This window comes from Bifidobacterium aesculapii, from assembly GCF_001417815.1.
Lineage (GTDB): Bacteria > Actinomycetota > Actinomycetes > Actinomycetales > Bifidobacteriaceae > Bifidobacterium > Bifidobacterium aesculapii.
Genome location: NZ_BCFK01000024.1, coordinates 1 through 20,360, shown reverse-complemented (window position 1 = coordinate 20,360; position 20,360 = coordinate 1). Strand labels below are relative to the sequence as shown.

17 protein-coding genes and 2 tRNA genes are annotated in these 20,360 nt (G+C 64.8%); 15 read left to right on the top strand and 4 right to left on the bottom strand.

Features of this window, described 5'->3' with window-relative positions:
- Window positions 1–70: 70 nt before the first annotated feature.
- From glmU to BFAL_RS03300, 5 genes are all read left to right on the top strand, one after another.
- Window positions 71–1,462 (top strand): bifunctional UDP-N-acetylglucosamine diphosphorylase/glucosamine-1-phosphate N-acetyltransferase GlmU, encoded by a 1,392-nt coding sequence (glmU, locus tag BFAL_RS03320; protein ID WP_055427013.1) that lies wholly within the window; start codon window positions 71–73, stop codon window positions 1,460–1,462.
- 80 nt (window positions 1,463–1,542) lie between these two features.
- Window positions 1,543–1,926: a ribosome silencing factor gene (gene rsfS / locus BFAL_RS03315; protein ID WP_055427012.1), complete on the top strand. Its 384-nt coding sequence runs from the start codon at window positions 1,543–1,545 to the stop codon at window positions 1,924–1,926.
- A complete protein-coding gene (locus BFAL_RS03310) occupies window positions 1,926–2,636 on the top strand; it encodes a histidine phosphatase family protein (RefSeq protein ID WP_055427011.1) in 711 nt (236 codons plus the stop codon). Before rsfS ends, BFAL_RS03310 begins: the two co-directional genes overlap by 1 nt.
- Before the next feature lie 138 nt (window positions 2,637–2,774).
- Window positions 2,775–2,847 (top strand) — tRNA-Ala (locus BFAL_RS03305).
- A gap of 72 nt (window positions 2,848–2,919) precedes the next feature.
- Window positions 2,920–2,992, top strand: a tRNA-Ala gene (locus BFAL_RS03300).
- Window positions 2,993–3,045: 53 nt separating this feature from the next.
- Here BFAL_RS03300 and BFAL_RS11200 read toward each other — a convergent pair.
- Together BFAL_RS11200 and BFAL_RS03290 are read right to left on the bottom strand one after the other, a co-directional pair.
- Window positions 3,046–4,104, bottom strand: a complete 1,059-nt coding sequence (locus tag BFAL_RS11200; RefSeq protein ID WP_082440329.1) for a hypothetical protein — start codon at window positions 4,102–4,104, stop codon at window positions 3,046–3,048.
- Window positions 4,105–4,283: 179 nt separating this feature from the next.
- The gene (locus BFAL_RS03290; RefSeq protein WP_370696054.1) at window positions 4,284–5,213 is read right to left on the bottom strand and encodes a DMT family transporter; all 930 of its coding nucleotides are present in this window, start codon (window positions 5,211–5,213) and stop codon (window positions 4,284–4,286) included.
- Window positions 5,214–5,419: 206 nt separating this feature from the next.
- Here BFAL_RS03290 and BFAL_RS03285 point away from each other — a divergent pair, with 206 nt between their 5' ends.
- Window positions 5,420–5,824, top strand: coding sequence for a pyridoxamine 5'-phosphate oxidase family protein (locus BFAL_RS03285; protein ID WP_055427009.1), 405 nt, complete (start codon window positions 5,420–5,422; stop codon window positions 5,822–5,824).
- Between the two features lie 118 nt (window positions 5,825–5,942).
- Here BFAL_RS03285 and BFAL_RS03280 read toward each other — a convergent pair whose 3' ends face one another.
- Window positions 5,943–7,184: a THUMP-like domain-containing protein gene (locus BFAL_RS03280; protein WP_055427030.1), complete on the bottom strand. Its 1,242-nt coding sequence runs from the start codon at window positions 7,182–7,184 to the stop codon at window positions 5,943–5,945.
- Window positions 7,185–7,275: 91 nt separating this feature from the next.
- Here BFAL_RS03280 and BFAL_RS03275 point away from each other — a divergent pair, with 91 nt between their 5' ends.
- From BFAL_RS03275 to metF, 7 genes are all read left to right on the top strand, one after another.
- Window positions 7,276–8,118 (top strand): histidine phosphatase family protein, encoded by an 843-nt coding sequence (locus BFAL_RS03275; RefSeq protein WP_055427008.1) that lies wholly within the window; start codon window positions 7,276–7,278, stop codon window positions 8,116–8,118.
- A gap of 144 nt (window positions 8,119–8,262) precedes the next feature.
- Window positions 8,263–9,213 (top strand): magnesium transporter CorA family protein, encoded by a 951-nt coding sequence (locus tag BFAL_RS03270; RefSeq protein ID WP_055427007.1) that lies wholly within the window; start codon window positions 8,263–8,265, stop codon window positions 9,211–9,213.
- Between the two features lie 15 nt (window positions 9,214–9,228).
- Entirely contained in the window at window positions 9,229–10,068 is an 840-nt protein-coding gene (locus BFAL_RS03265) for a transporter substrate-binding domain-containing protein (protein ID WP_055427006.1), read from the top strand.
- A gap of 49 nt (window positions 10,069–10,117) precedes the next feature.
- Window positions 10,118–11,173, top strand: coding sequence for a tRNA (adenine-N1)-methyltransferase (locus BFAL_RS03260; protein WP_055427005.1), 1,056 nt, complete (start codon window positions 10,118–10,120; stop codon window positions 11,171–11,173).
- A gap of 111 nt (window positions 11,174–11,284) precedes the next feature.
- On the top strand, window positions 11,285–11,842 hold the full coding sequence (locus tag BFAL_RS03255; RefSeq protein ID WP_055427004.1) for a SixA phosphatase family protein: 558 nt from the start codon (window positions 11,285–11,287) through the stop codon (window positions 11,840–11,842).
- 277 nt (window positions 11,843–12,119) lie between these two features.
- Window positions 12,120–14,426, top strand: coding sequence for a 5-methyltetrahydropteroyltriglutamate--homocysteine S-methyltransferase (gene metE, locus BFAL_RS03250; protein WP_055427003.1), 2,307 nt, complete (start codon window positions 12,120–12,122; stop codon window positions 14,424–14,426).
- Window positions 14,427–14,502: 76 nt separating this feature from the next.
- On the top strand, window positions 14,503–15,351 hold the full coding sequence (gene metF, locus BFAL_RS03245) for a methylenetetrahydrofolate reductase [NAD(P)H] (protein WP_055427002.1): 849 nt from the start codon (window positions 14,503–14,505) through the stop codon (window positions 15,349–15,351).
- A 106-nt stretch (window positions 15,352–15,457) separates the two neighbouring features.
- On the opposite strand, the gene BFAL_RS03240 is transcribed toward metF, so the two are convergent.
- Window positions 15,458–15,799: a hypothetical protein gene (locus BFAL_RS03240; RefSeq protein ID WP_055427001.1), complete on the bottom strand. Its 342-nt coding sequence runs from the start codon at window positions 15,797–15,799 to the stop codon at window positions 15,458–15,460.
- A gap of 199 nt (window positions 15,800–15,998) precedes the next feature.
- Between BFAL_RS03240 and BFAL_RS03235 the strand changes: the two genes are divergently transcribed.
- Together BFAL_RS03235 and BFAL_RS03230 are read left to right on the top strand one after the other, a co-directional pair.
- Window positions 15,999–19,100, top strand: a complete 3,102-nt coding sequence (locus BFAL_RS03235) for a bifunctional [glutamine synthetase] adenylyltransferase/[glutamine synthetase]-adenylyl-L-tyrosine phosphorylase (RefSeq protein ID WP_055427000.1) — start codon at window positions 15,999–16,001, stop codon at window positions 19,098–19,100.
- A 41-nt stretch (window positions 19,101–19,141) separates the two neighbouring features.
- The gene (locus BFAL_RS03230) at window positions 19,142–19,987 is read left to right on the top strand and encodes an HAD family hydrolase (protein ID WP_174514756.1); all 846 of its coding nucleotides are present in this window, start codon (window positions 19,142–19,144) and stop codon (window positions 19,985–19,987) included.
- Window positions 19,988–20,360 lie beyond the last annotated feature (373 nt).

Sequence of the window (20,360 nt, the reverse complement as noted above, 5' to 3'; positions counted from 1 at the left end):
CTCATCCGGGCGGCCGTCTATCGTTAGATGCTGGAACAAGAACACGCCAAGTGAAGGGAACGACACGCTTATGGCATCCTCGGCAGTGACCGCCGCAATCATCCTCGCCGCGGGAGAAGGCACCCGCATGCGATCGAAGAAGCCGAAGGTGCTGCACACCTTCGCCGGCAAGACCTTCCTCAATCGCGTGATGGACTCCGTCAGGGCGCTCGAACCGTCGACCCTCGCCGTGGTGGTCCACTTCCAGGCCGAACGCGTCGCCGAGGCCGCGCGTTCCTACGACGAATCGGTCACAATCGTCGACCAGGACGACATTCCCGGCACCGGACGCGCCGTGCAGTGCGCGATGGCGCAGCTGGGGGAGTCCGGTCCGTTGACCGGACCGGTGCTCATCGCCGCCTCCGACATGCCGCTGCTGGATGCGACGACGCTGCGACGCCTCGTGGAATTCCACAACGAGTCCGGCAACGGCGCCACCGTGCTTACCACCGTGCTTGACGATCCGACCGGATACGGCCGCATCATCCGCGACCGTGAGGGCAACGTGCTGCGCATCGTCGAGCAGAAGGACGCGAACCGCAGCGAGCTCGCCGTCCAGGAGGTGAACACCTCCGTGTACGTGTTCGACGCCGAACTGCTCGCCCGGGCCATTGCCGATCTCAAGTCCAACAACGCGCAGGGCGAGTTCTACCTGACCGACGCGCTCGAGACCGCGCGTTCGGCCGGCAAGGTGGGCGCCTTCACCGCTCCCGACCCGCTCAGCGTCGAAGGCGTGAACGACCGCGTGCAGCTCGCCGCCCTCGCCAAGGCGCACAACCGCCGCGTGTGCGAGGCGTGGATGCATGAGGGTGTCACCATCCTCGACCCGGACACCACATGGATCGAGGACGACGTGCGCATCGGACGCGACGCGACCATCCTGCCCGGCACGTTCCTCCAAGGCCATACCGTGATCGGCGAGGAGGCGGTCGTCGGCCCGTACACGACCCTCATCGACGCCACCGTGGATGCACAGGCCGTCGTGGAGCGCTCCCGCGTGCAGGAGTCCCACATCGGGCGCGCCACCAACATCGGCCCGTGGACCTACCTGCGCCAGGGCAACGAATTCGGCGAGGAGGCGAAGGCCGGCGCCTTCGTCGAGATGAAAAAGGCGCATATCGGCAACGGCACCAAGGTCCCGCACCTGAGCTACGTGGGCGACGCGACGCTCGGCGACCATACGAACATCGGCGGCGGCACCATCACCGCCAACTATGACGGCGTGCACAAGAACCGGACCGTGGTGGGCTCCGGATGCCACATCGGCGCCGGCAACCTGTTCGTCGCGCCCGTCGAGGTCGGTGACGACGTCACCTCCGGCGCCGGATCCGTCATCCGCCACGCCGTGCCCGACGACACCATGGTCTACTCCGAGAACACGCAGCACAACGTCGAGGGCTGGAAGCCCGCGTGGGAGCGCTGACGGGCCGCGTCGCACGCCGCGTGCCGCACCACGCAACTCACATCGAACAAAACCACGGCATAACAGCATAAAGGAGATTCATGCCAGCACTGCAGTCATCCATCGACGACATCCGCATCGCCGCCGAGGCGGCAGACCGGGTCAAGGCCACCGACATCGTCGCCTTCGACGTCACCGCTCCGCTCGGCATCACCGACATCATGATGATCGCCGGAGCCGCCAACGAGCGTCAAGTGCTCGCGGTCGCGGAGGAGATCGAAAAGGACCTCTACCTCAAATGCGGTGGACGGCACCCGCGCGAACGCGAGGGACTGACGGAAGGGCAGTGGGTGCTGCTCGACTACGGCGACTACGTGATTCATGTCATGCATCAGGAATCGCGCGACTTCTATGGGCTGGAACGTCTGTGGCGCGACTGCCCGCGCATCGAGCTGGAGCTCGCGCATCCGGAAAGCGCCGAATGATGGGACGCCACGTCAGAGCGGTGTTCCTGGTGCGACATGGACGCACCTCATACAATGCGGCGCACAAGCTGCAGGGGCAGGTCGACATCCCGCTCGACGCGGTCGGCGAATGGCAGGTGCGCCAGACCGCGGATGCGCTGAAATCACTGTATGTCGACCGGCTGCCGAACGTCAGGGACCGAATCATCGTATCCTCCGACCTGAGCAGGGCGCACGCCACGGCGCAGGCGTTCGCCGACGCGCTCGGCGGCGCCGCGGCGGGCGTCGAGGTGCATGACGACGAGCGTGTGCGCGAGCGCAGCTTCGGCGAATGGGATGGACACGCGGTGGCGGAGCTCGCCGAGCGGTACCCGGAGGATTTCGCCTCATGGCGTCTGCACACCGGCGGCGAGCTCAAATACGGTGCCGAACCCAAAAGCCACGTGGGCAGGCGCGGCGTCGAGGCGTTGAATGATTGGGCCACGCGCGCCGGGAACGACACCGACCTGTTCGTGTTCTCCCATGGCGCGTGGATCGCACAGACCCTGCAGACCCTGCTCGGTCTGGATCAGGTGGATCCGACGTTCTCGACGGTCGTATCGATGGGCAACGCGCATTGGGTGAGGTTGTCCCTGATGGACATGCCCGATGGCACGTTCCGGTGGCGGCTCGTGGATTACAATCATGGACCGGCCGTGGCGGACACCCCCGAATGGGAGCGTGAGCGCTGATCGTTCCCGACCGATGCGCGTGACGTCCGCGGATTCCGCCGTGCTGATTTCCGACACGCGGGCGACACGCGCATTTGCCCTGATAGGGACTTCGGCGTAATGTATTCGAGGTTCGCGAGCGAACGGATAATCGAATACGGGGCTATGGCGCAGCTGGTAGCGCATCTCCATGGCATGGAGAGGGTCAGGGGTTCGAATCCCCTTAGCTCCACGGAACATGATGGTTCGGATTCGGTCGAATCGTCAGGTTCGTGATGGACGTTTCGTCCTGATAATCGAATACGGGGCTATGGCGCAGCTGGTAGCGCATCTCCATGGCATGGAGAGGGTCAGGGGTTCGAATCCCCTTAGCTCCACGATAATAAAGCGCCCCTGTAGATGAGTTCTGCAGGGGCGCTTCCGTTTGCCGTCAGTTGCTCGTGCCGCCGCTGCCGGTCGTGCCCGAGCCGGTCGAACCGGACGTGGTGCCGGACTCGCTGCCGGTCGTGCCCGAGCCCGTCGTGCCCGAGCCGGTCGAACCGCTGGTGCCGTTACTGGATTCGCTGCCGGTCGTGCCCGAGCCCGTCGATCCATTGGTCTCTCCGGTGGACCCCGAGCCGGTGGTGCCCGAGCCGGTGGAGCCGGACGTGCTACCGGTTCCGGAGGAATCGGATGAGGAGCCGCCGGAGGACGAAGAGCCGTTCTCCGCGGTGCCTCCGGTGGTGCCGGTTCCGCTGTTCTGCTTCGTTTCGTCGTCGGTGCCGTAATCTTCGTTCGGATTCCGTTGTTCCGTAGTTCCGTCGGGTGCCGTCGGCGCGTTCTGCGTGCCGGTTTCGTCGGTCGGGGTCTTCGACGTGGACGAGGGGGAGACGATGTCGCGCACGACCGTGTCGGTGCCGTGGCCGCCGGTGACGAGCATGACCACGCCGGCGGTGATCGCCACGCCCAACAGGCCGCTGACCACGGAGACGATGACGGCCATCCGCTTCGGGCCGATGCGGCGTCCGCGGCGCAGTTCGGACACGTTGTACGTGCTTTCGCCCGACGTGGACGACGATGCGGTTCCGCGGGCGGTCCTGCCGGCGGCCGGCGGCAGGGGCACGTCCGCGATGCCGAGCCCACGGGCGCGTCGCGCGTCGTTCCCCGCTGCGAGCACCGACGCGCGGTCGAACCTGCCGATCAGGGTCTTGTCGTCGTCCTGGTCGGTTTCAACACCCGTGACGTCCTTGCCGGACGACTCATCCCGACCTGCGTCGGTCCCATCGTCGGCGCCGCCGTCATCCTCCTGCGGTGTTCCGTTGCCGGACAGTGGGTTGACTTCCTGGAGCTTTTCGCTGGAAGCTTTGAGAATCGTGCCGTAGATGTTGGCGGCCAACGTGGAGATCACGTAACTGGCCGCGGCGCCGATGACCGAACCCGCGATGCCGATTTTCGCGGACAACAGGAACGAGGTGACGGCGGCGAGCGATCCCGCGATGATTTGCGACATCGATATGCCTTGGAAAAACTTCTTCACGACACTAGAACGTACCCAAAATCGATGGAGATCAGCTGAAGCGACTCCGATAGATTCAGAATGATTACATGTGTGTGCATCCGCGCGTGTACGGCGTGCCGGGCGTCGTCATGCGGATCGCCGCCACGCCGGCGCCTTGCGTACCGTCCGGTTCAGTTGCGGTGCAGTGAATGGCGCGTCGGGCGGATAACGGACATCAGCACGGCGGCGAAGATCAGCGCGAACCCGACCAGCGAGCTCCACATGAGCCGCTCGCCCCAGAACAGGGTCGAGAACAGTACCGCGAACAGGCATTCCGTGCACATGATGATTGACGCCTGTGAGGCGGGCACGTGCGCCAGGCCGATGTTCTGCATGATCTGCGCGGTCATGGTGGCGCCGAGGAACAGGTACAGGACGCTCGCCAGCACCGGCGGCGCCAGCCAGGCGGCATCGGGGGCGGGCTCGGTGAGGACGGCGCCCGCAAGGAACAGCACGCCGGACACGGCGAACTGTACGAAGGTGACGGCTATCGGGTCGAAGCGTTTCGTATACACGCCCAGGCAGGTGAGGTTGAAGGAGAAGATGATTCCCGTGGCGATGGTCAGCCAATCGCCGACGGACAACGACAGCGACCTGCCGTCCTTGAGCGAGACGAAGCCCACTCCGATCAGACAGATCACGCCGGCCACCAGATTGATCGACTTCGGGCGTATGCGGGAGACGACCCACATGGCGAACGGGGTGAGTACGCAGTAGGAGGCCGTGAGGAACGCGCTGCGCCCCGGATCGATCGTCGTCAGGCCGGTCATCTGCGTGATCATCGTACCCCAGTAGGTGAGGCCCACGACGAGCGCCGGTATGATGATCGAACGGTTCAGCGCCGGCATGATGCGGCGATGGAAAAGGATGAACATGCACGCGCAGGCGCCCGCCATACGCAGCGTCATCAGCCATTGCGGCGTGATCGCCGCCATCGCCACCTTGGCAAGCAGATAGCTGCCGCCCCACAATGCCGCGCACGACAACAGCATGAGGCGCGCCAGATTCGGCGGGAACGAACGGGACCAGCGACTGCGCAACGCCTCGAACCGCTTGGCCATCCCCACGGTCGTCTCCCTTCCCGCGTGTCATCATGATCCCATCGCCGACGTCCGTTCCAAGCCCGCCGGTGCCGCTCATACGATACGGCCGGCGTGCCTGCGACATGCCCGTGTGGGCATACTCACAGCGAACACCGGCCGGCCACGTCGCCGAAATGGGTATCGTTGAATCGGATTCGTGTCCGTTGCAAAGGAAAGGACGTCATATGGCAACGATCACCGCTGAAATGAAGACCTTCATCGAGAGCAACCTTGGTTGGATCTCCACCATCTCCAAGGACGGCCAGCTCGACCTTGGCCCGAAGATGAGCCTGTTCGTGCTCGACGACAACCACATCGCCTACCACGAGCGCACCGCCGGTCAGGCCTACGAGAACCTCAAGGACGGTTCCCCGCTCGTCATCGCCTTCGCCAACCTCGCCGAGAAGAAGGGCTACCGCTTCCGCGGCACCGTGACCCTGCACTCCGACGACGCGATCTACGAGGAGCAGGTCAAGGTCGCCGAGGAGAAGGGCACCAAGAAGCCGGCCGTCATCCCCGTTCTCGAGGTCACCGAGATCCAGGATCTCGCCTCCGGCGCCAACGCCGGCAAGACCATCGTCAAGGACTGAGCCGTCCGACGCCCCGTGCGTCCGTTGATCGTAGACGCCCGCGACTCCCCTCGGGGAGCGCGGGCGTCACGCGTTCCCCGGCACTTCTTCCGGCATGCGCCAGGGACGGCGTCGACGTTCACGCCTTATGCGCGCGGATGACGATATGCCGGCCGCGGCCGTCGGTCGTGGCGAACAGGAACGCGTCGCCGCCATCCTTGAGCCCGGTCCTGCGACGCAGCGCCGCGACCGGAAGAGGGAAGTTGCGTGTGGCGATGTTCGCATGCGTCAGCCCATCGGTCACGCGCCGCAGATCCTTCTTGTTCATCGTGGCGACCGCGTCGACCGTGAACGAGCGGCCGGGGAACCCGGAGACAGGCTCCGCGGACACGAACAGATGGCTGTCACGCGCGATCGGCGTGACGGCGAACCGACGCGCGAGCAGGTCGAAGCAGCCCGCCTTCATGATCGACGCATTCGGCTCGTACAGGTGGCGCCATGACGCCGTATCGTCCACGTCCGCGGCGCCCACGTCGGGAGAGTCCTCTCCGGCGAGGAACGTGAACACGTCACCGTCGTTCACGCACGTGACATGCGGCGCCGCACACGCGTCGCGTCCGACGACCAGCAGCAGCTCCTTGCACTCGTTTCCGGCGGACACGATATGCACCTCATGCACGTGCCCGGTGAAATCCGCGACCGTCTTGTGCCAGTCGAGCATCGGCGAAAGCTTGACCATCACATGCGGCGCGACGCCGAGCAGACGGTCGAGCAGACCGAGCACATCCGGCGTGCAGTCGCCGATCGCGTACGTACGCGCGCCATGCGCGTCACGCCGTGCCGGATCGAGGAAGACGAGCGTCGCCGCATCATCCGGCGACGACGCGAGATACGTCTCCGCGTCATCGTTCACGATGACGGCCGACGGCAGTCCCAACGCGGGCATGTTGTGCGCGGCGAGCTCACACAGATGACGCTGCCGTTCCACGTAGCACGCGCGGTCGAACACGCGTGCCATATACGAGAAGTCCACGCCGAAGCCGCCGGTCAGATCGATGAGCGTCGACGCGGCGTGCGCGCCGGCGCCGTCGGCGGCATTGCGCGCATCGTCCGCCGCGACGATCCGCCGCGCGACATCCGCCTTGTACCGTGCCGTCGCCTCCGACGAACACTGCTCCATCGACAGATGGGGCGGATAGAGCACGTCGGGGCACGCGGCCCAGGCCGGCAGTTTCGCACGGGCCGCGCGCCACCCGGCGATCTGCTCCAACGCGGCCGTCAGGTCCACGTCCCCATTCGGCTTCGCATGCAGCGCGAGTTCGCGCACGTCCTCGTCACGATGCGCCAGGGCGAAGGCGCGCGTCCCATCCGAAATCAACACCGTTTCATTGTATCCGCCGAACGGTGGCGCCTCGACGGCGGATGTGGGAAGCTGGAGGACGAAAACGACGATACGCGCGAAAGGAACGCCGATGATCGACGAAGTGGTGATGCTCAGGCACGGACGCACGAACTACAATCTGCAACGGCGTCTCCAAGGCCAGATCGACGTGCCCCTCGACATCATCGGCCAATGGCAGGCCGACCAGACCGCCCTGGCGCTCGCCGCCCGATACTATTGGGCGAAGGTCGGCGCACTCGCCGCGAACCCCGACGCCATACCGCAGCCGGGGCCGCAGGCGGCGCGGAGCACCAGCGTCGCCGAATACGAGGAGGCGCCCGCGGCGCGCCGGCGCATGGTCGTATACAGTTCCGACCTGTTCCGCGCGCTGCAGACCGCGCACGCGTTCGCGGACATCCTAGGACTCGACGTCACGCCCGACGAACGGCTGCGTGAACGCTCCTTCGGCCAGTGGGAGGGACTGACGCGAGAGGAGGTCAGGCGGATCGACGCCGAAGCCTACGCCTCATGGAAGCGACACGAGGGCGGGGAGACCGCGTACGGCGTCGAAAGCCGCAAGGCGGTGGGCCGGCGCGGCGCGGCCGCGGTGCGCGACCTCATCGCCGCCCACGAGGCGGAAGCCGAGCCGCAGACGATGATGCTCGTGGGCCACGGTTCATGGATCGTCGCGACCATCGGCGAACTGCTGGGCGTCGACCCCGACGGCATGAACGGCATCGGATCCATGCGCAACGCGTGTTGGAGCAGGCTCGCCGTGCGCTACCGGGTCGCAGGACGCCCCAGCGCCGCCCCGATGTTCGACCTGGTCGAACACAACCAATGCCCGCCCGCCGCGAATCTCACCGACTGGGAGAACGGTCCCGCGGACCTGCGCGGCCCGCATATGGCCGCTTGGAAGCCCATCTCATGGTGACATGGTGAACGCAGACCGAATTCACCGCGAATTCGGCCATAGCGGTGCATCCCCGGAACAGGTGTCCCGCGTATGGGACTAGACTTATCGAGGTTTTCCGGGGCGTCCCGGGTGATTCGGCGCGGTGAAAGGCGGGTGAGAGCGATGTTGAGGATGTTCAGCACCATTAACGGCCAGGTGGAACGGGTCGATAAACCCGAGAACGGATCATGGCTGTGCCTGAGCGATCCCACGGACGTCGAGCTCGCCACCGTCGCCTCCGAGACCGGCGTCGACCTCGCCGACCTGCGCGCCCCGCTCGATGACGAGGAACGCTCGCGCGTCGACGTGGAGGACGACTACACGATGGTCATCGTCGACATCCCCACCGTCGAGGAGCGCGGCGGACGCGACTGGTACGAGACGATCCCGTTGTCGATCATCGTCACCGAGCACCTCATCATCACCGTATGCATGCAGGACACCCCGGTGCTCCATCCGTTCATGGAAGGCACGATCCGCGGGTTCAACACGTACATGCACTCGCGGTTCATCCTGCAGATCCTCTACCGCAACGCCACGATGTACCTGCGCTATCTGCGCATCATCGACCGCGAAAGCGACAAGCTCGAACTGAAGCTGCGCCACTCCATGCAGAACCGCGAGATCGTGATGCTCATGGAACTGAGCAAGACCTTGGTGTACTTCACCACCTCCCTCAAATCGAACGAGATCGTGATGGAGAAGCTCAACACGCTGCAGCGCATCAAGCAGTACCCGGACGACGAGGACCTGCTCGACGACGTCATCACCGAGAACAAGCAGGCCATCGAGATGGCCAACATCTACAGCGGCGTTCTCGCCAACATGACCGACGCCTTCGCCTCGATCGTGTCCAACAACCTGAACAACGTGATGCGCATCTTCACGATCATCTCCATCACGCTGTCCATTCCCACGCTCATCTTCTCCATGTACGGCATGAACTTCGTACCCGGGCAGCTCGGCATGCCGTTCACCGACAAGACGTGGGGCTTCACGCTGATCGTCGTGATCTCCATACTGCTGTCCATCGCCGTCACCTGGTTCCTCACCCGTTCGCGCATGTTCAAGTAGGAGCGGGCCAACGTCATGAAGCGTCGTCTCCGCACACCCCGCAGGGCCGTCGTCGCGGCGGCCGCGCTGACGCTCGCCGCCGCCCCGCTTTCCGCATGCGGCGAACCGCCCACGACGGTCATGCAGCCCGAAGGCCCCACCATCGCGATAGGCGTCGCCGCCGACGAGCCCGGACTGTCGCGATGGCACGACGGCACGTATTCCGGATTCGAGACGGATGTGGCGCGATACGTCGCCGGCCGTCTCGGCTACGCGGACAAGCAGATCATCTTCAAACAGGTCCAGCCTTCCAACCGCTTCGACCTGCTCGGCGACGGCACCGTCGACATGGTCGTCGCCGGCATGCCGATGCCGGAGAACGGCGCGGATGCGGGCGTCGTCTCCGACGGGCAGGCGACCTATGCGGGTCCGTATCTCACCGTGACGCGCAACGTGCTCGTCCGTACGGACGGCGCCGCGGCCGCCGACACGACGGACGCGCTCGACGGCGCCGCCGTCTGCGCCGTCTCCGGCAGCGGCGCGGGCGATGCGTTGCTCGATGCCCAGCGCCGCGTCGTCATACGCGAACGCGACACGTATCCGCAATGCCTCACCGACCTGATGGTAGGCACCGCCGACGCCGTCGCGGGGGATTCCGTCGTGCTCGCAGGCCTCGCGCGGGAGGCGGGGGACGGGTACGCGATGCCGGCGCGGGCGCGATACGGGAGCGTCCGGTACGGCATTGCCGTCGCACCCGGCGCCGTCGCCCTCGCCGCGGCCGTCGAGGATGCGCTGAAGGACATGCGCGACGACGGCTCGTACGACAAGGCGATGGACGCGCTGCCCGACGACGCCGGATGGCACGCTGTGCGATAATGCACGTTGATCGGAACACAGACCGGATAGGACCTGAAGGAGAACGAGAATGCGACGTGGGCCGCTGGGCGCGGGGGAGAAGGTGCAGTTCACCGACCGCAGGGGCAAGAAGATCACCGACCAGATCGTCGAGGGCGGCAGCACGCAGACCGAACACGGGCTGATCCTGCACGACGACGTGATCGGCGGAAGCGAAGGCATGGTCGTGACCACCGTCTCGGCCAAACGCGAGGCGCAGACCGACCCACTTCACCCGGAACGCGACGCAGGCAAGCCGTGGAAGGCGGCGCGTGCGATCGGAGGGTGGCAGTATGCCGTGATGCGTCCGCGTCTCGCCGATTACGTATTGTCCATGCCGCGCGGCGCGCAGATCATGTATCCGAAGGACATCGCGCAGGTCATCCAGCTCGGCGACATCCGTTCCGGCCACCATGTGCTCGAATCCGGCGCCGGTTCCGGCGCGATGAGCGTGAATCTGCTCGACGCCGTGGGACAGGCCGGTTCCCTGACCACCATCGAGCTGAGGCCCGATTTCGCTCGTGTCGCCGAGGCGAACGCGACCCTCTACTACGGCGAACGACCCTCGTGGTGGAATCTGCTGACGGGTGATTTCGACACGGTGGCGGCCACGCTGCCCGATCATCATTTCGACCGCATCGTGCTCGACATGCTCGATCCGTGGAACCGTCTCGACCAGGCGTGGCGTGCGATCGCGCCGGGCGGGGTGCTCGTCGCGTACATCACCACCATCACGCAGATGAGCCGTATGGCCGAGGCGTTGCGCGAATCCGGCCACTGGACGGAGCCGGCCGTGCAGGAGACGCTCGAACGCAGCTGGAAGGTGCAGGGGCTCGCCGTGCGCCCCGACCATCAGATGATCGGCCACACCGGATTCCTCGTGGTCTGTCGTGCCATGGCCGAAGGATTCGACGCATTGAAGAAGCGGGACCGCCCCGCCAAGGACACCGTCACCGACGTCGACGACCTGACCGCCGAAGAGCGCGAAGCGCAGCTCGAGGATCTGGAGCTGCGCGACATCTCCGACAGGAAACTGCGTAAGGTGCTGCGCGACCTCGACCGTCAGGTCTCGTCTCTCGCACGGTAGTGGCGACGCCGCCTCGTGAGGCGATATAATGGTTCGCTGTATCTCGCGCGGCCGCATCCGAAGCCGTTTCGGCTCCGGCCGCGCGATGGACGTCGAGGCTGGGAGGCCCACGTGGGAGTCAATCCGAACAAGGTAGCGAAACGGGCCAAAGGCTACGGCCATATCCTCGTCATCATGCGGCACGCGAAGGCGGAGCCGTTCGGTCAGGAAGGGGACTACGGCCGCGCGCTTACGGCGAAGGGGCTCAAACAGGCGAAGAAGGTCGCCAAAGGCCTCGCCGAGATGAAGCTCACGCCCGATGCCATCGCCTGTTCGGCCGCCGCGCGCGCTCGCCAGACCTTGGAGCGGATGCTCAAGGTCTTCGGAGACAAGCCCAAGGTCGACTACCATCAGAGCCTGTATGACGCGGGCATGCAGTCCGTGTTCGACGAGCTTGCGCACGCCAAGGACAAGACACGCGTGCTCATGGTGCTCGGTCACGAGCCCACCGTATCGATAGCCAGCCAGTGGCTCGCCTCATCGGAATCGGACCCCGAACGGCTCGACCTGCTCAATCTCGGCCTACAGACCGCGGGCGTGGTGGTGTTCGGATCGGACAAGCCGTTCAACCAATGGCAGGTCCACTCCGGCGACCTGCTCGCCGTGATGAGCTCCTCCGATTTCGACTGACGGGCGCCGGCGCGATGACGCGCCGCCGTTCTCCGAGGCGGTGTGACGTGGTATCGGCATGCGGTCACGGGCGCGTCGAGGCGTCGCCGCCACCTTATACTTGCGCTTCGTACGCCCGCCGAACTATCGGGTATCCACGGCGAAGGTCTTGAAAACGGCGGTATAAAGCCGGTTTATAGCGACACGTAGATGTCATTGATGACCCTGTTCGCGGATGTGTTTGATAGGCTGGGCGGGTTGAAAGCCGTTTCGTTAACGTCAGCAGTATGGAGGATTCATGGCTGCACTCACGTCCGTGTCCGGATTCCCGCGCATCGGTCAGAACCGAGAACTCAAGAAGATCATCGAGGCCTACTGGAAGGGCAACGCCACGCTCGATGAGGTGCACGCCACCGCCAAGGAGCTGCGCGCCAAGCACTGGAAACTCCAGGCCGCCGCCGGCGTGGACCTCATTCCCAGCAACGACTTCAGCTACTTCGACCAGCTGCTCGACACGGCCATCCTGCTCAACGTGATTCCGGAACGCTACCAGCGTCTCGGCTTCACCGAGCCGGAGGAGACCCTGTTCGCCATGTCCCGCGGATACCAGGGCGACAAGGGCGACGTCACCGCCCTGCCGATGAAGAAGTGGTTCACCACCAACTACCACTACATCGTCCCGGAGATCGAGCCGTCCACCGAGATCAAGCTCAACGGCACCAAGCCGTTCGACGAGTACAACGAGGCCAAGGCGCTCGGCATCGACACCAAGCCGGTGCTCATCGGCCCGTACACCTTCCTCAAGCTCTCCCGCGACGACAACGCGCAGGAGCTCACCTACGACAAGGGCCTGGTCAACGCCGTGGCCGCCGTCTACGCCGAAGTGCTCACGAGGTTCGCCGAACTCGGCGCCGCGTGGGTCCAACTCGACGAGCCGTACCTCGTGCTCGACAAGCAGCCGGGCGACGTCGAGCTGTTCAAGAGCCTGTACGCGAAGATCCTGCCCGCCCGCGACGGCAAGGTCAAGGTCCTGCTCAACACCTACTTCGGCCACATCGCCGACATCTACGAGACCGTGAACCTGCTCGGATTCGACGGCATCGGCCTCGACCTCAACGAAGGCAAGGACGAGAACCTCGCCGCCGTCGACAAGTACGGCGTCGCCGAGAACACCACCATCTTCGCCGGCGTGGTCAACGGCCGCAACATCTGGCGCAACAACTACGCCGTGAGCCTCGGACTCGTCGACGCCCTCAAGGAGAAGACCGCGAACGTGGCCGTCTCCACCGCCAGCTCCCTGCTGCACGTGCCGTTCAGCACCGAAGGCGAAACCGCCCTCGACCCGGCCGTGCTCAAGCATTTCGCGTTCGCCGTCGAGAAGCTGGGCGAACTCAAGGAGATCGCCGCGCTCGCCGACGCGACCGACGACGAACGCAAGGCCGACGCCGCCCTCGCCGCCAACCAGGCGCTGTTCGACGGCACCCGCGTAGCGGCCGACCCGAAGGTCGCCGAACGCATCGCGGCCCTCACCGACGCCGACTACACGCGCCAGCCGGCCCGCGCCGAGCGCCAGAAGCTCCAGCGAGAGGCCCTCGGGCTGCCGCTGCTGCCCACCACCACGATCGGATCCTTCCCGCAGACGCGCGAAGTGCGCGCCGAACGCGCCAAGTTCCGCAAGGGCGAGATCACCAAGGAAGCGTACGACGAGTTCATCAAGGGGCAGATCGACGCCTGCATCAGGCATCAGGAGGAGATCGGCCTCGATGTCCTCGTCCACGGCGAGTTCGAGCGCAACGACATGGTCGAATACTTCGGCCAGAACCTCAACGGGTTCCTGTTCACCAAGAACGCGTGGGTCCAGTCCTACGGCACCCGCTGTGTCAAGCCCCCGATCGTCTGGGGCGACGTCTCCCGCGCCAAGCCGATCACCGTGGCATGGTCGGCCTACGCGCAGAGCCGCACGAAGCACGTCATGAAGGGCATGCTCACCGGCCCGGTGACCATCCTCAACTGGTCCTGGCCGCGCGAGGACATCACGCACGAGCAGCAGACCGAACAGCTCGCCCTCGCCATCCGCGACGAAGTGCTCGACCTCGAGGCCGCCGGCATCAAGGTCATCCAGATCGACGAGGCCGCGCTGCGCGAGAAGCTGCCGCTGCGCAAGACCGACTGGCACGTGAAGTACCTCGACTGGGCCGTGCCCGCGTTCCGTCTCGTGCACTCCGGCGTCAAGCCGACCACGCAGATCCACACGCACATGTGCTACTCGGAGTTCAACGACATCATCCGCGACATCGACGCGATGGACGCCGACGTGATCTCCTTCGAGGCCTCACGCGGCGATCTCGTCGTGCTCGACGCCATCCATGAGGCCGACTTCGAGACCGAGGCCGGTCCGGGCGTCTACGACATCCACTCGCCTCGCATCCCCTCCGAAGCGGAGATCGTGGACCGCATCCACGAGATCCTCAAGAAGATGGACGTGGAGAAGGTCTGGATCAACCCGGATTGCGGTCTGAAGACCCGCGGCAACGCCGAGACCTGGCCGAGCCTCGAGCATCTCGTAGCCGCCGCCAAGGCGGTCCGTGCCGAATTGGCGAAGTGAATCGCCGATAGACCATGACCGATTACGTGGGGCTCCCTGACCGCAGGGAGCCCCACGTCGTGAAGGAGAGACCATCATGCACAAGCCCATGTTCTCGCTCGAAGTGTTTCCGCCGAAACGAGACGCCCCCGTCGGCACCATCTACGACACGCTCGACGGCCTGCAGGGGCTCGATCCGGACTTCATCTCGGTGACCTACGGTCACGGCACGCACGCCGACCGTACCGCCACCGCGCGCATCGCCAACACGATCCGCAAGGAATACCGGATCCCCACCGTCGCCCACCTGACCGCGCTCTACTCCGACGAAGCGAAGGTCGACGAGGCCCTGGACATGTTCGAACATGCCGGAGTGGAGGCCGTGCTCGCGTTGCGCGGCGACTACATCGAGGGCGAGACCCCGGTCGGCGTGTTCGAACACGCCGTGGATCTGGTGCGCTACATCCGGGAACGCAAGCCGGCGTTCAAGGTATTCGGCGCCTGCTACCCGGAAGGGCATTTCCAAGCCGTGTCGCTCGACGAGGACATCAAGCATCTCAAGGAGAAGGTGGATGCGGGCGCCACGCATCTCATCTCCCAACTGTTCTATGACAACGAGGATTTCTACCGGTTCGTGGACAAGGCGCGCGCCGCGGGAATCGACGTTCCCATCGAAGCCGGCATCATGCCGATCAGCGGCGCCAAATCACTGCGCTCCATGGCGGCGAAGAACAACACGCGCGTGCCGGACGCCGTCGAGGCGCTGCTGGAACGGTGGGGCGGCGACGTACCCACGTTGCGTGAGGCGGGCATCAACTATGCGTCCGCCCAGATCACCGATCTGGTGGCGCACGGCGTCGACGGCGTGCACCTGTACACGATGAACCGTCCCGCCACCACACGTCGCATCTGGCGCAACGTGCGTCCGTTGTTCACCACCGAGTGAACGTGACAAACCATGCGGCCGGTGCGCGGATCATCGCCGACCCGTGCACCGGCCACGGAAGCACAATGGCACAGGCCGGTCTCGCATAGCGGAGCCGGCCCCGCCGTTATTTGCGCTTCCTGCCGCCTTTGCCCGACTTCCCATCCGAGTCGTCGCGAGCGGGGCGCAACACGGGGAACCGCCTGAGCGCCCAACGGTGCAGCGGCGGAATCTTCGCGATGAGGACGCCCGCGATCATCGCGAAGGTCGCAGCCCACGAGGCGGCGTCCTGCTTGGTGAAGATCAGCACGATGATCAATCCCACGCCGATGACGCCCAACGTCTGCGACAGTCTGTTCTGCTCCTCCGACAGATTGGACGTGCGCATCGGGATGAACCCGAAGAACATGCCGAGCGGCACTCCCACCACGCACACGGCGACGGTGATGACGATATCCACAGTGCTCATAAGCGATCCCTCCGAACCATACCCACGATGCGTGGGGACGACAATGCCGACGCACGACTCCGCGCCGAGGAACGGCACCGCGTGAAACGACAATACGGCCGTCCGTGCGGCCGTCAATCAGTCTAACGCATTCCGATCAGGCCATCCGTCGAAGGGCGTTGCCCGTATGGGCGCGCCTCACGGTGTACATTAGCTAAGTATGAACGCACATGACGCCTTCCGCCCAACGGCCATGGATCTGATTCGCGCAGGGTTGCAGAACCTCGATGACGCACGCGGCATGTTCGACCGGCTCAGATCGGATGGAGTCCCCGATAGCCGCCTGCGGCTTATTCTCAGAGCCCTCGGCAAGGCATGCGACCCGGACGCCGCGCTCGCGAACCTCGTCTCCATCACCAACGCGGTGCAAAGCCAGGGACGCGACTTCGAGACGATGGTTCCCGACGAAGGGGCGTTCGAGCGTCTCGTCACCGTGCTCGGCGTCTCCGATGCGCTTGGCAAGCTCATGCGCTTCCGTCCGGGACTCGTCGAAGCCGCTTCCAAGGACAGCTGCAACAGCCACTGCTACGATCGGGCGCAGCGTCGGGCGCATATCCTCAAAGCCGTCGGCGCCGATCCCGAGGACGCCGCCGCACCCGTCGCCTCGTTGCCGCTCGCCGAGGCGACCACCGCATTGCGAGGCACCTACCGTCGCCAGCTCGCCGCCATCATGGCACAGGACGCCACGGCCACCGATCCGTGCGCCATCCAGCCGGTCATCAGCCGTGGATTGTCCGATCTGGCGGATGCGGCGCTCGAAGGCGCCCTCGCCATCGCAAGGCATGAAGTGTCCGGAAGCGAACATGTGCGTTTCGTCATCATCGGCATGGGCAAGCTCGGCGCGCAGGAACTCAACTACGTGTCCGACGTGGATCTCATCTACGCTGTCGAGCCGGCCGACGACGCCGTCGACCGTCAGACGCTCATCCGCACGGGCACGAAGATGGCCACCACGCTGCAGCGTGTATGCCAGTCCGTGATCATGGGCGTCGCCGAACCCACCCTGTGGCAGATCGACGGGGGACTGCGTCCGGAAGGCAAGGACGGCCCACTGGTCCGCACCATCGACTCGCATAAGGGCTACTACGAGCAGTGGGCGGAGAACTGGGAGTTCCAGGCGCTGCTCAAGGCGCGTCCCGTCGCCGGAGACCCGGAACTCGGACGGTCATACATGGACATGACGCGTCCGTTCGTCTGGTCCGCCTCCAAACGCGACAATTTCGTCTACGACTGCCGCAAGATGCGCAAACGCGTCGAGGATCTCATCCCCGCGCCCCTCAAGGACAGGGAGATCAAACTCGGCCGAGGCGGGCTGCGCGACGTGGAATTCACGGTCCAGATGCTTCAGCTCGTGCATGGCCGCGCCGATGAGACGCTGCGCACGCGATCCACGCTCGAATCATTGGCGCGGCTTGCGGAAGGCGGGTACATCTCACGCAAGCAGGCCGCACGTCTTTCCTCCGACTACCGTTTCGAACGCGTACTCGAACACCGGCAGCAGATGTGGGCGCTCAAACGCACCCACCTGTTCCCGGATCTCGGAGGCGCCGCCAACCTCGGCGGGCTCGAACGCAAACGCGACGTCGACGTCGACGCATTGAACCAGAACCAGGAGCTGCGCCGCGTCGCACGCACGTTCCACCTGCATCCCGAGGAACTCGTGGAACGGTACGACGAGACCCGACGTGAAGTGCGCCACCTGCACCTCGACATCTACTACCGTCCGATGCTGCCTGTCTCCGCGCAGTTGGAGGACGATCAGATCAACCTCACCCCGGATGCGGCGCGCGAACGCTTCAGCTCCATCGGCTTCGGCGATCCCGACGCGGCCATGAGGCATGTCGTCGCACTCACAGCGGGCGTCTCCCGCGCGGCGAAGATCAACCGGATCATCCTGCCGGCCGCGCTCGAATGGCTCGGACAAGGGCAGAATCCGGACATGGGCCTGCTCAATTGGCGCAAGCTCGAAGAGCATTTCGGATCCGAAAGCGAATACCTCGGATTCCTGCGCGATTCCCCCTCGGCCGCGCAACGCCTGTGCCACGTACTGTCCAATTCCCGCTTCCTCGGCGACGCGCTCAACAAATCCGTCGAATCGGTCACCTGGCTGGGCGATGACACCAGACTGCGGGCGCGCACTCGGGCGAGCCTCGACGTGCAGTGCCGCTCCTCACTGGAGCGCAACGCCGCCGACATCAACGATTTCGCCACATCGATGCGCGCGATGCGCCGTCATGAGATCGAACGCATCGGCCTGTCGTGGATGAGCGGCGTCATGGACGGCGACGCGTCACTCAGCGGCATGACCGACGTGTACGACGCGATCATCGACGCCGCGTTGCGCTGGTCGGTGAACCGGCACGTTAGCGATACGGGCGGCAAGGCGCCGGCGTCATTGGCGATCATCGGCATGGGACGGTACGGCGGGCGCGAGGTCAACTTCAGCTCCGACGCCGACGCGATCATCATCTACCGTCCCGCATCCGGCGCCGACGAGGGCGAGGCGAACCGTTTCGCGCGCAAGGTGACGGACGATCTGCGCGCGATCCTGCAAGGCCCTACGACGCTTGAACCCAAGATCGAACTCGATCTGGACCTACGCCCAGAAGGCAAGAACGGGCCGCTCGTACGCTCCTATGCCTCCTGTGAGGAATACTATCGTTCATGGGCGAGCACGTGGGAGCATCAGGCGCTGCTGCGCGCCCGGTACGCGGCCGGAGACGAGGAACTCGCCCGTGATTTCCTCACGAACATCGCCGATACGCTCCGTTACCCGCATACGGATCTCACCGAAACCGAACTCGGCGACATCCGCAGGCTCAAAGCGCGTATGGAGGCTGAACGCCTGCCGCGCAACGTGCGCCGCGACCGGCATCTGAAACTCGGCAAAGGCGGATTGTCCGACGTGGAATGGACCGTGCAGCTCATGCAGTTGAGACATGCCGGCGACATCAAGGAGCTGCGCGTCGGCGGCACGCTCGCCGCGCTCGCCGTACTGGAGCGCCGCAAGATCATCGACAAGGCGGACGCGTATACGCTGCGCAACGCATGGACGATGTGCACGGCGGCGCGCAACGGCAACTACCTGTGGTCCGGACGCGCGAACCAGGCGGACATCCTGCCCGACGACATGTATTCGCTGGGCGGCATCGCCGTCTATCTCGGCTATGACGCGAACCGTGGCCAGCATTTCGAGAACGATCTGCTCGCCGTCATGCGCAAGGCGAGGGAAGTGACCGAGCGGCTCTTCTACGGACGGTGACCGGCATACGGTGACGATGGATGATTCGAAAGGGGAGTATGGTGACGAACGATTCCAGACTGGTGTTTCTCGACATCGACGGCACACTGGCGGATGAGAACCATGTCGTGCCCGAGTCCGCGCGTCTGGCGTGCAGCGAGGCACAGGCCAACGGGCACAAGCTGTTCATCTGCACCGGACGTTCCATGCCGAAGATCGAGCGCAGCATCCTCGCGCTCGGATTCGACGGCGTCGTCTCGGTGGCCGGTGCGCAGGCGAACGTCGGCGATGAGGTGTTGTTCCGGCACTTGGTTCCGCCTGAGGCGGTTGATGCGGCCGACGAGTACTTCCGCGCGCATGGCATCGAAGCCTACCAATGGCAGGGGGCGGACGGTATGTACATCTCCGAAGGGTACCGTCGCTATCTCGAATCGAAGGGCAAGGCGTTCGACCGCGGGGAATTCGCGCGATTCTGGCATCTCATCGATGAGGTCGAGGTGCCTGAAGGCTTCACTCTGGGGCAGGTCATCCATGTGAGCAAAGGATCGTATTTCACCGGCCCCGACCCGGATGTGACGTTCGAGCAGACGCGGCATGACCTCTCTGCCTGGTTCGAGACCGTGCACGGCTCGTATGACGCGATTTCGCCGAACAATGGCGAGCTGCTCATCAACGGAGTGGACAAGGGCACCGCGGTACGTGACGTTGCGGCACGGCTCGGCTACCGCATCGAGGACACCGTCGCCGTGGGAGACAGCGACAACGACACCGCCATGCTCAAAGCCGCCGGCATGTCGGTGGCGATGGGCAATGCGGTCCACGGCATCGAACGATTCTGCGATCTGGTCACCACCGACATTCATGATGACGGCATCGCCAACGCATTCCGTACGCTGGGGCTCATCTGATTCCATCCGGCCCGACCCGATTGGCCTTCTTTCCCATGGTGTGGTGAGTGGTTGGTGTTGTGGGGGTTGGGATTGTTGGTTTTCCGGGGTTGTGGTGGTGTTGTGTTGCCGCACCATGGGGTTGGTGTGGTTGGTTGTGTGTTTGTTGTTTGGTTGTTGTTTTCGGGGTTGTGGTGTTGGGTTGGTGTTGGTGGGGTGGGGTTGGTGGTGTTTGGTGCCGTGTTTTCGACACGCCGGTGGAGGCGTGTGTTTCCGGGGGTTTTGGGGTTGTTTTGTGGTGTGGGTTTGCGTTGGTGGGTGGGGTGGTGTAGGTTAGTCGTCTGTTGCCGCTCGGCGCCTGGGGTTCCTTCCTCTTGTGGTTGGTTGGTTCTTT

Coding starts and splice junctions, on each gene's coding strand:
- BFAL_RS03260 (WP_055427005.1), top strand. CDS start 10,118: ATGCGACGTGGGCCGCTGGGCGCGGGGGAGAAGGTGCAGTTCACCGAC.
- BFAL_RS03310 (WP_055427011.1), top strand. CDS start 1,926: ATGGGACGCCACGTCAGAGCGGTGTTCCTGGTGCGACATGGACGCACC.
- BFAL_RS03235 (WP_055427000.1), top strand. CDS start 15,999: ATGAACGCACATGACGCCTTCCGCCCAACGGCCATGGATCTGATTCGC.
- BFAL_RS03240 (WP_055427001.1), bottom strand. CDS start 15,799: ATGAGCACTGTGGATATCGTCATCACCGTCGCCGTGTGCGTGGTGGGA.
- BFAL_RS11200 (WP_082440329.1), bottom strand. CDS start 4,104: ATGTCGCAAATCATCGCGGGATCGCTCGCCGCCGTCACCTCGTTCCTG.
- metF (WP_055427002.1), top strand. CDS start 14,503: ATGCACAAGCCCATGTTCTCGCTCGAAGTGTTTCCGCCGAAACGAGAC.
- glmU (WP_055427013.1), top strand. CDS start 71: ATGGCATCCTCGGCAGTGACCGCCGCAATCATCCTCGCCGCGGGAGAA.
- BFAL_RS03265 (WP_055427006.1), top strand. CDS start 9,229: ATGAAGCGTCGTCTCCGCACACCCCGCAGGGCCGTCGTCGCGGCGGCC.
- rsfS (WP_055427012.1), top strand. CDS start 1,543: ATGCCAGCACTGCAGTCATCCATCGACGACATCCGCATCGCCGCCGAG.
- BFAL_RS03270 (WP_055427007.1), top strand. CDS start 8,263: ATGTTGAGGATGTTCAGCACCATTAACGGCCAGGTGGAACGGGTCGAT.
- metE (WP_055427003.1), top strand. CDS start 12,120: ATGGCTGCACTCACGTCCGTGTCCGGATTCCCGCGCATCGGTCAGAAC.
- BFAL_RS03275 (WP_055427008.1), top strand. CDS start 7,276: ATGATCGACGAAGTGGTGATGCTCAGGCACGGACGCACGAACTACAAT.
- BFAL_RS03285 (WP_055427009.1), top strand. CDS start 5,420: ATGGCAACGATCACCGCTGAAATGAAGACCTTCATCGAGAGCAACCTT.
- BFAL_RS03290 (WP_370696054.1), bottom strand. CDS start 5,213: ATGGCCAAGCGGTTCGAGGCGTTGCGCAGTCGCTGGTCCCGTTCGTTC.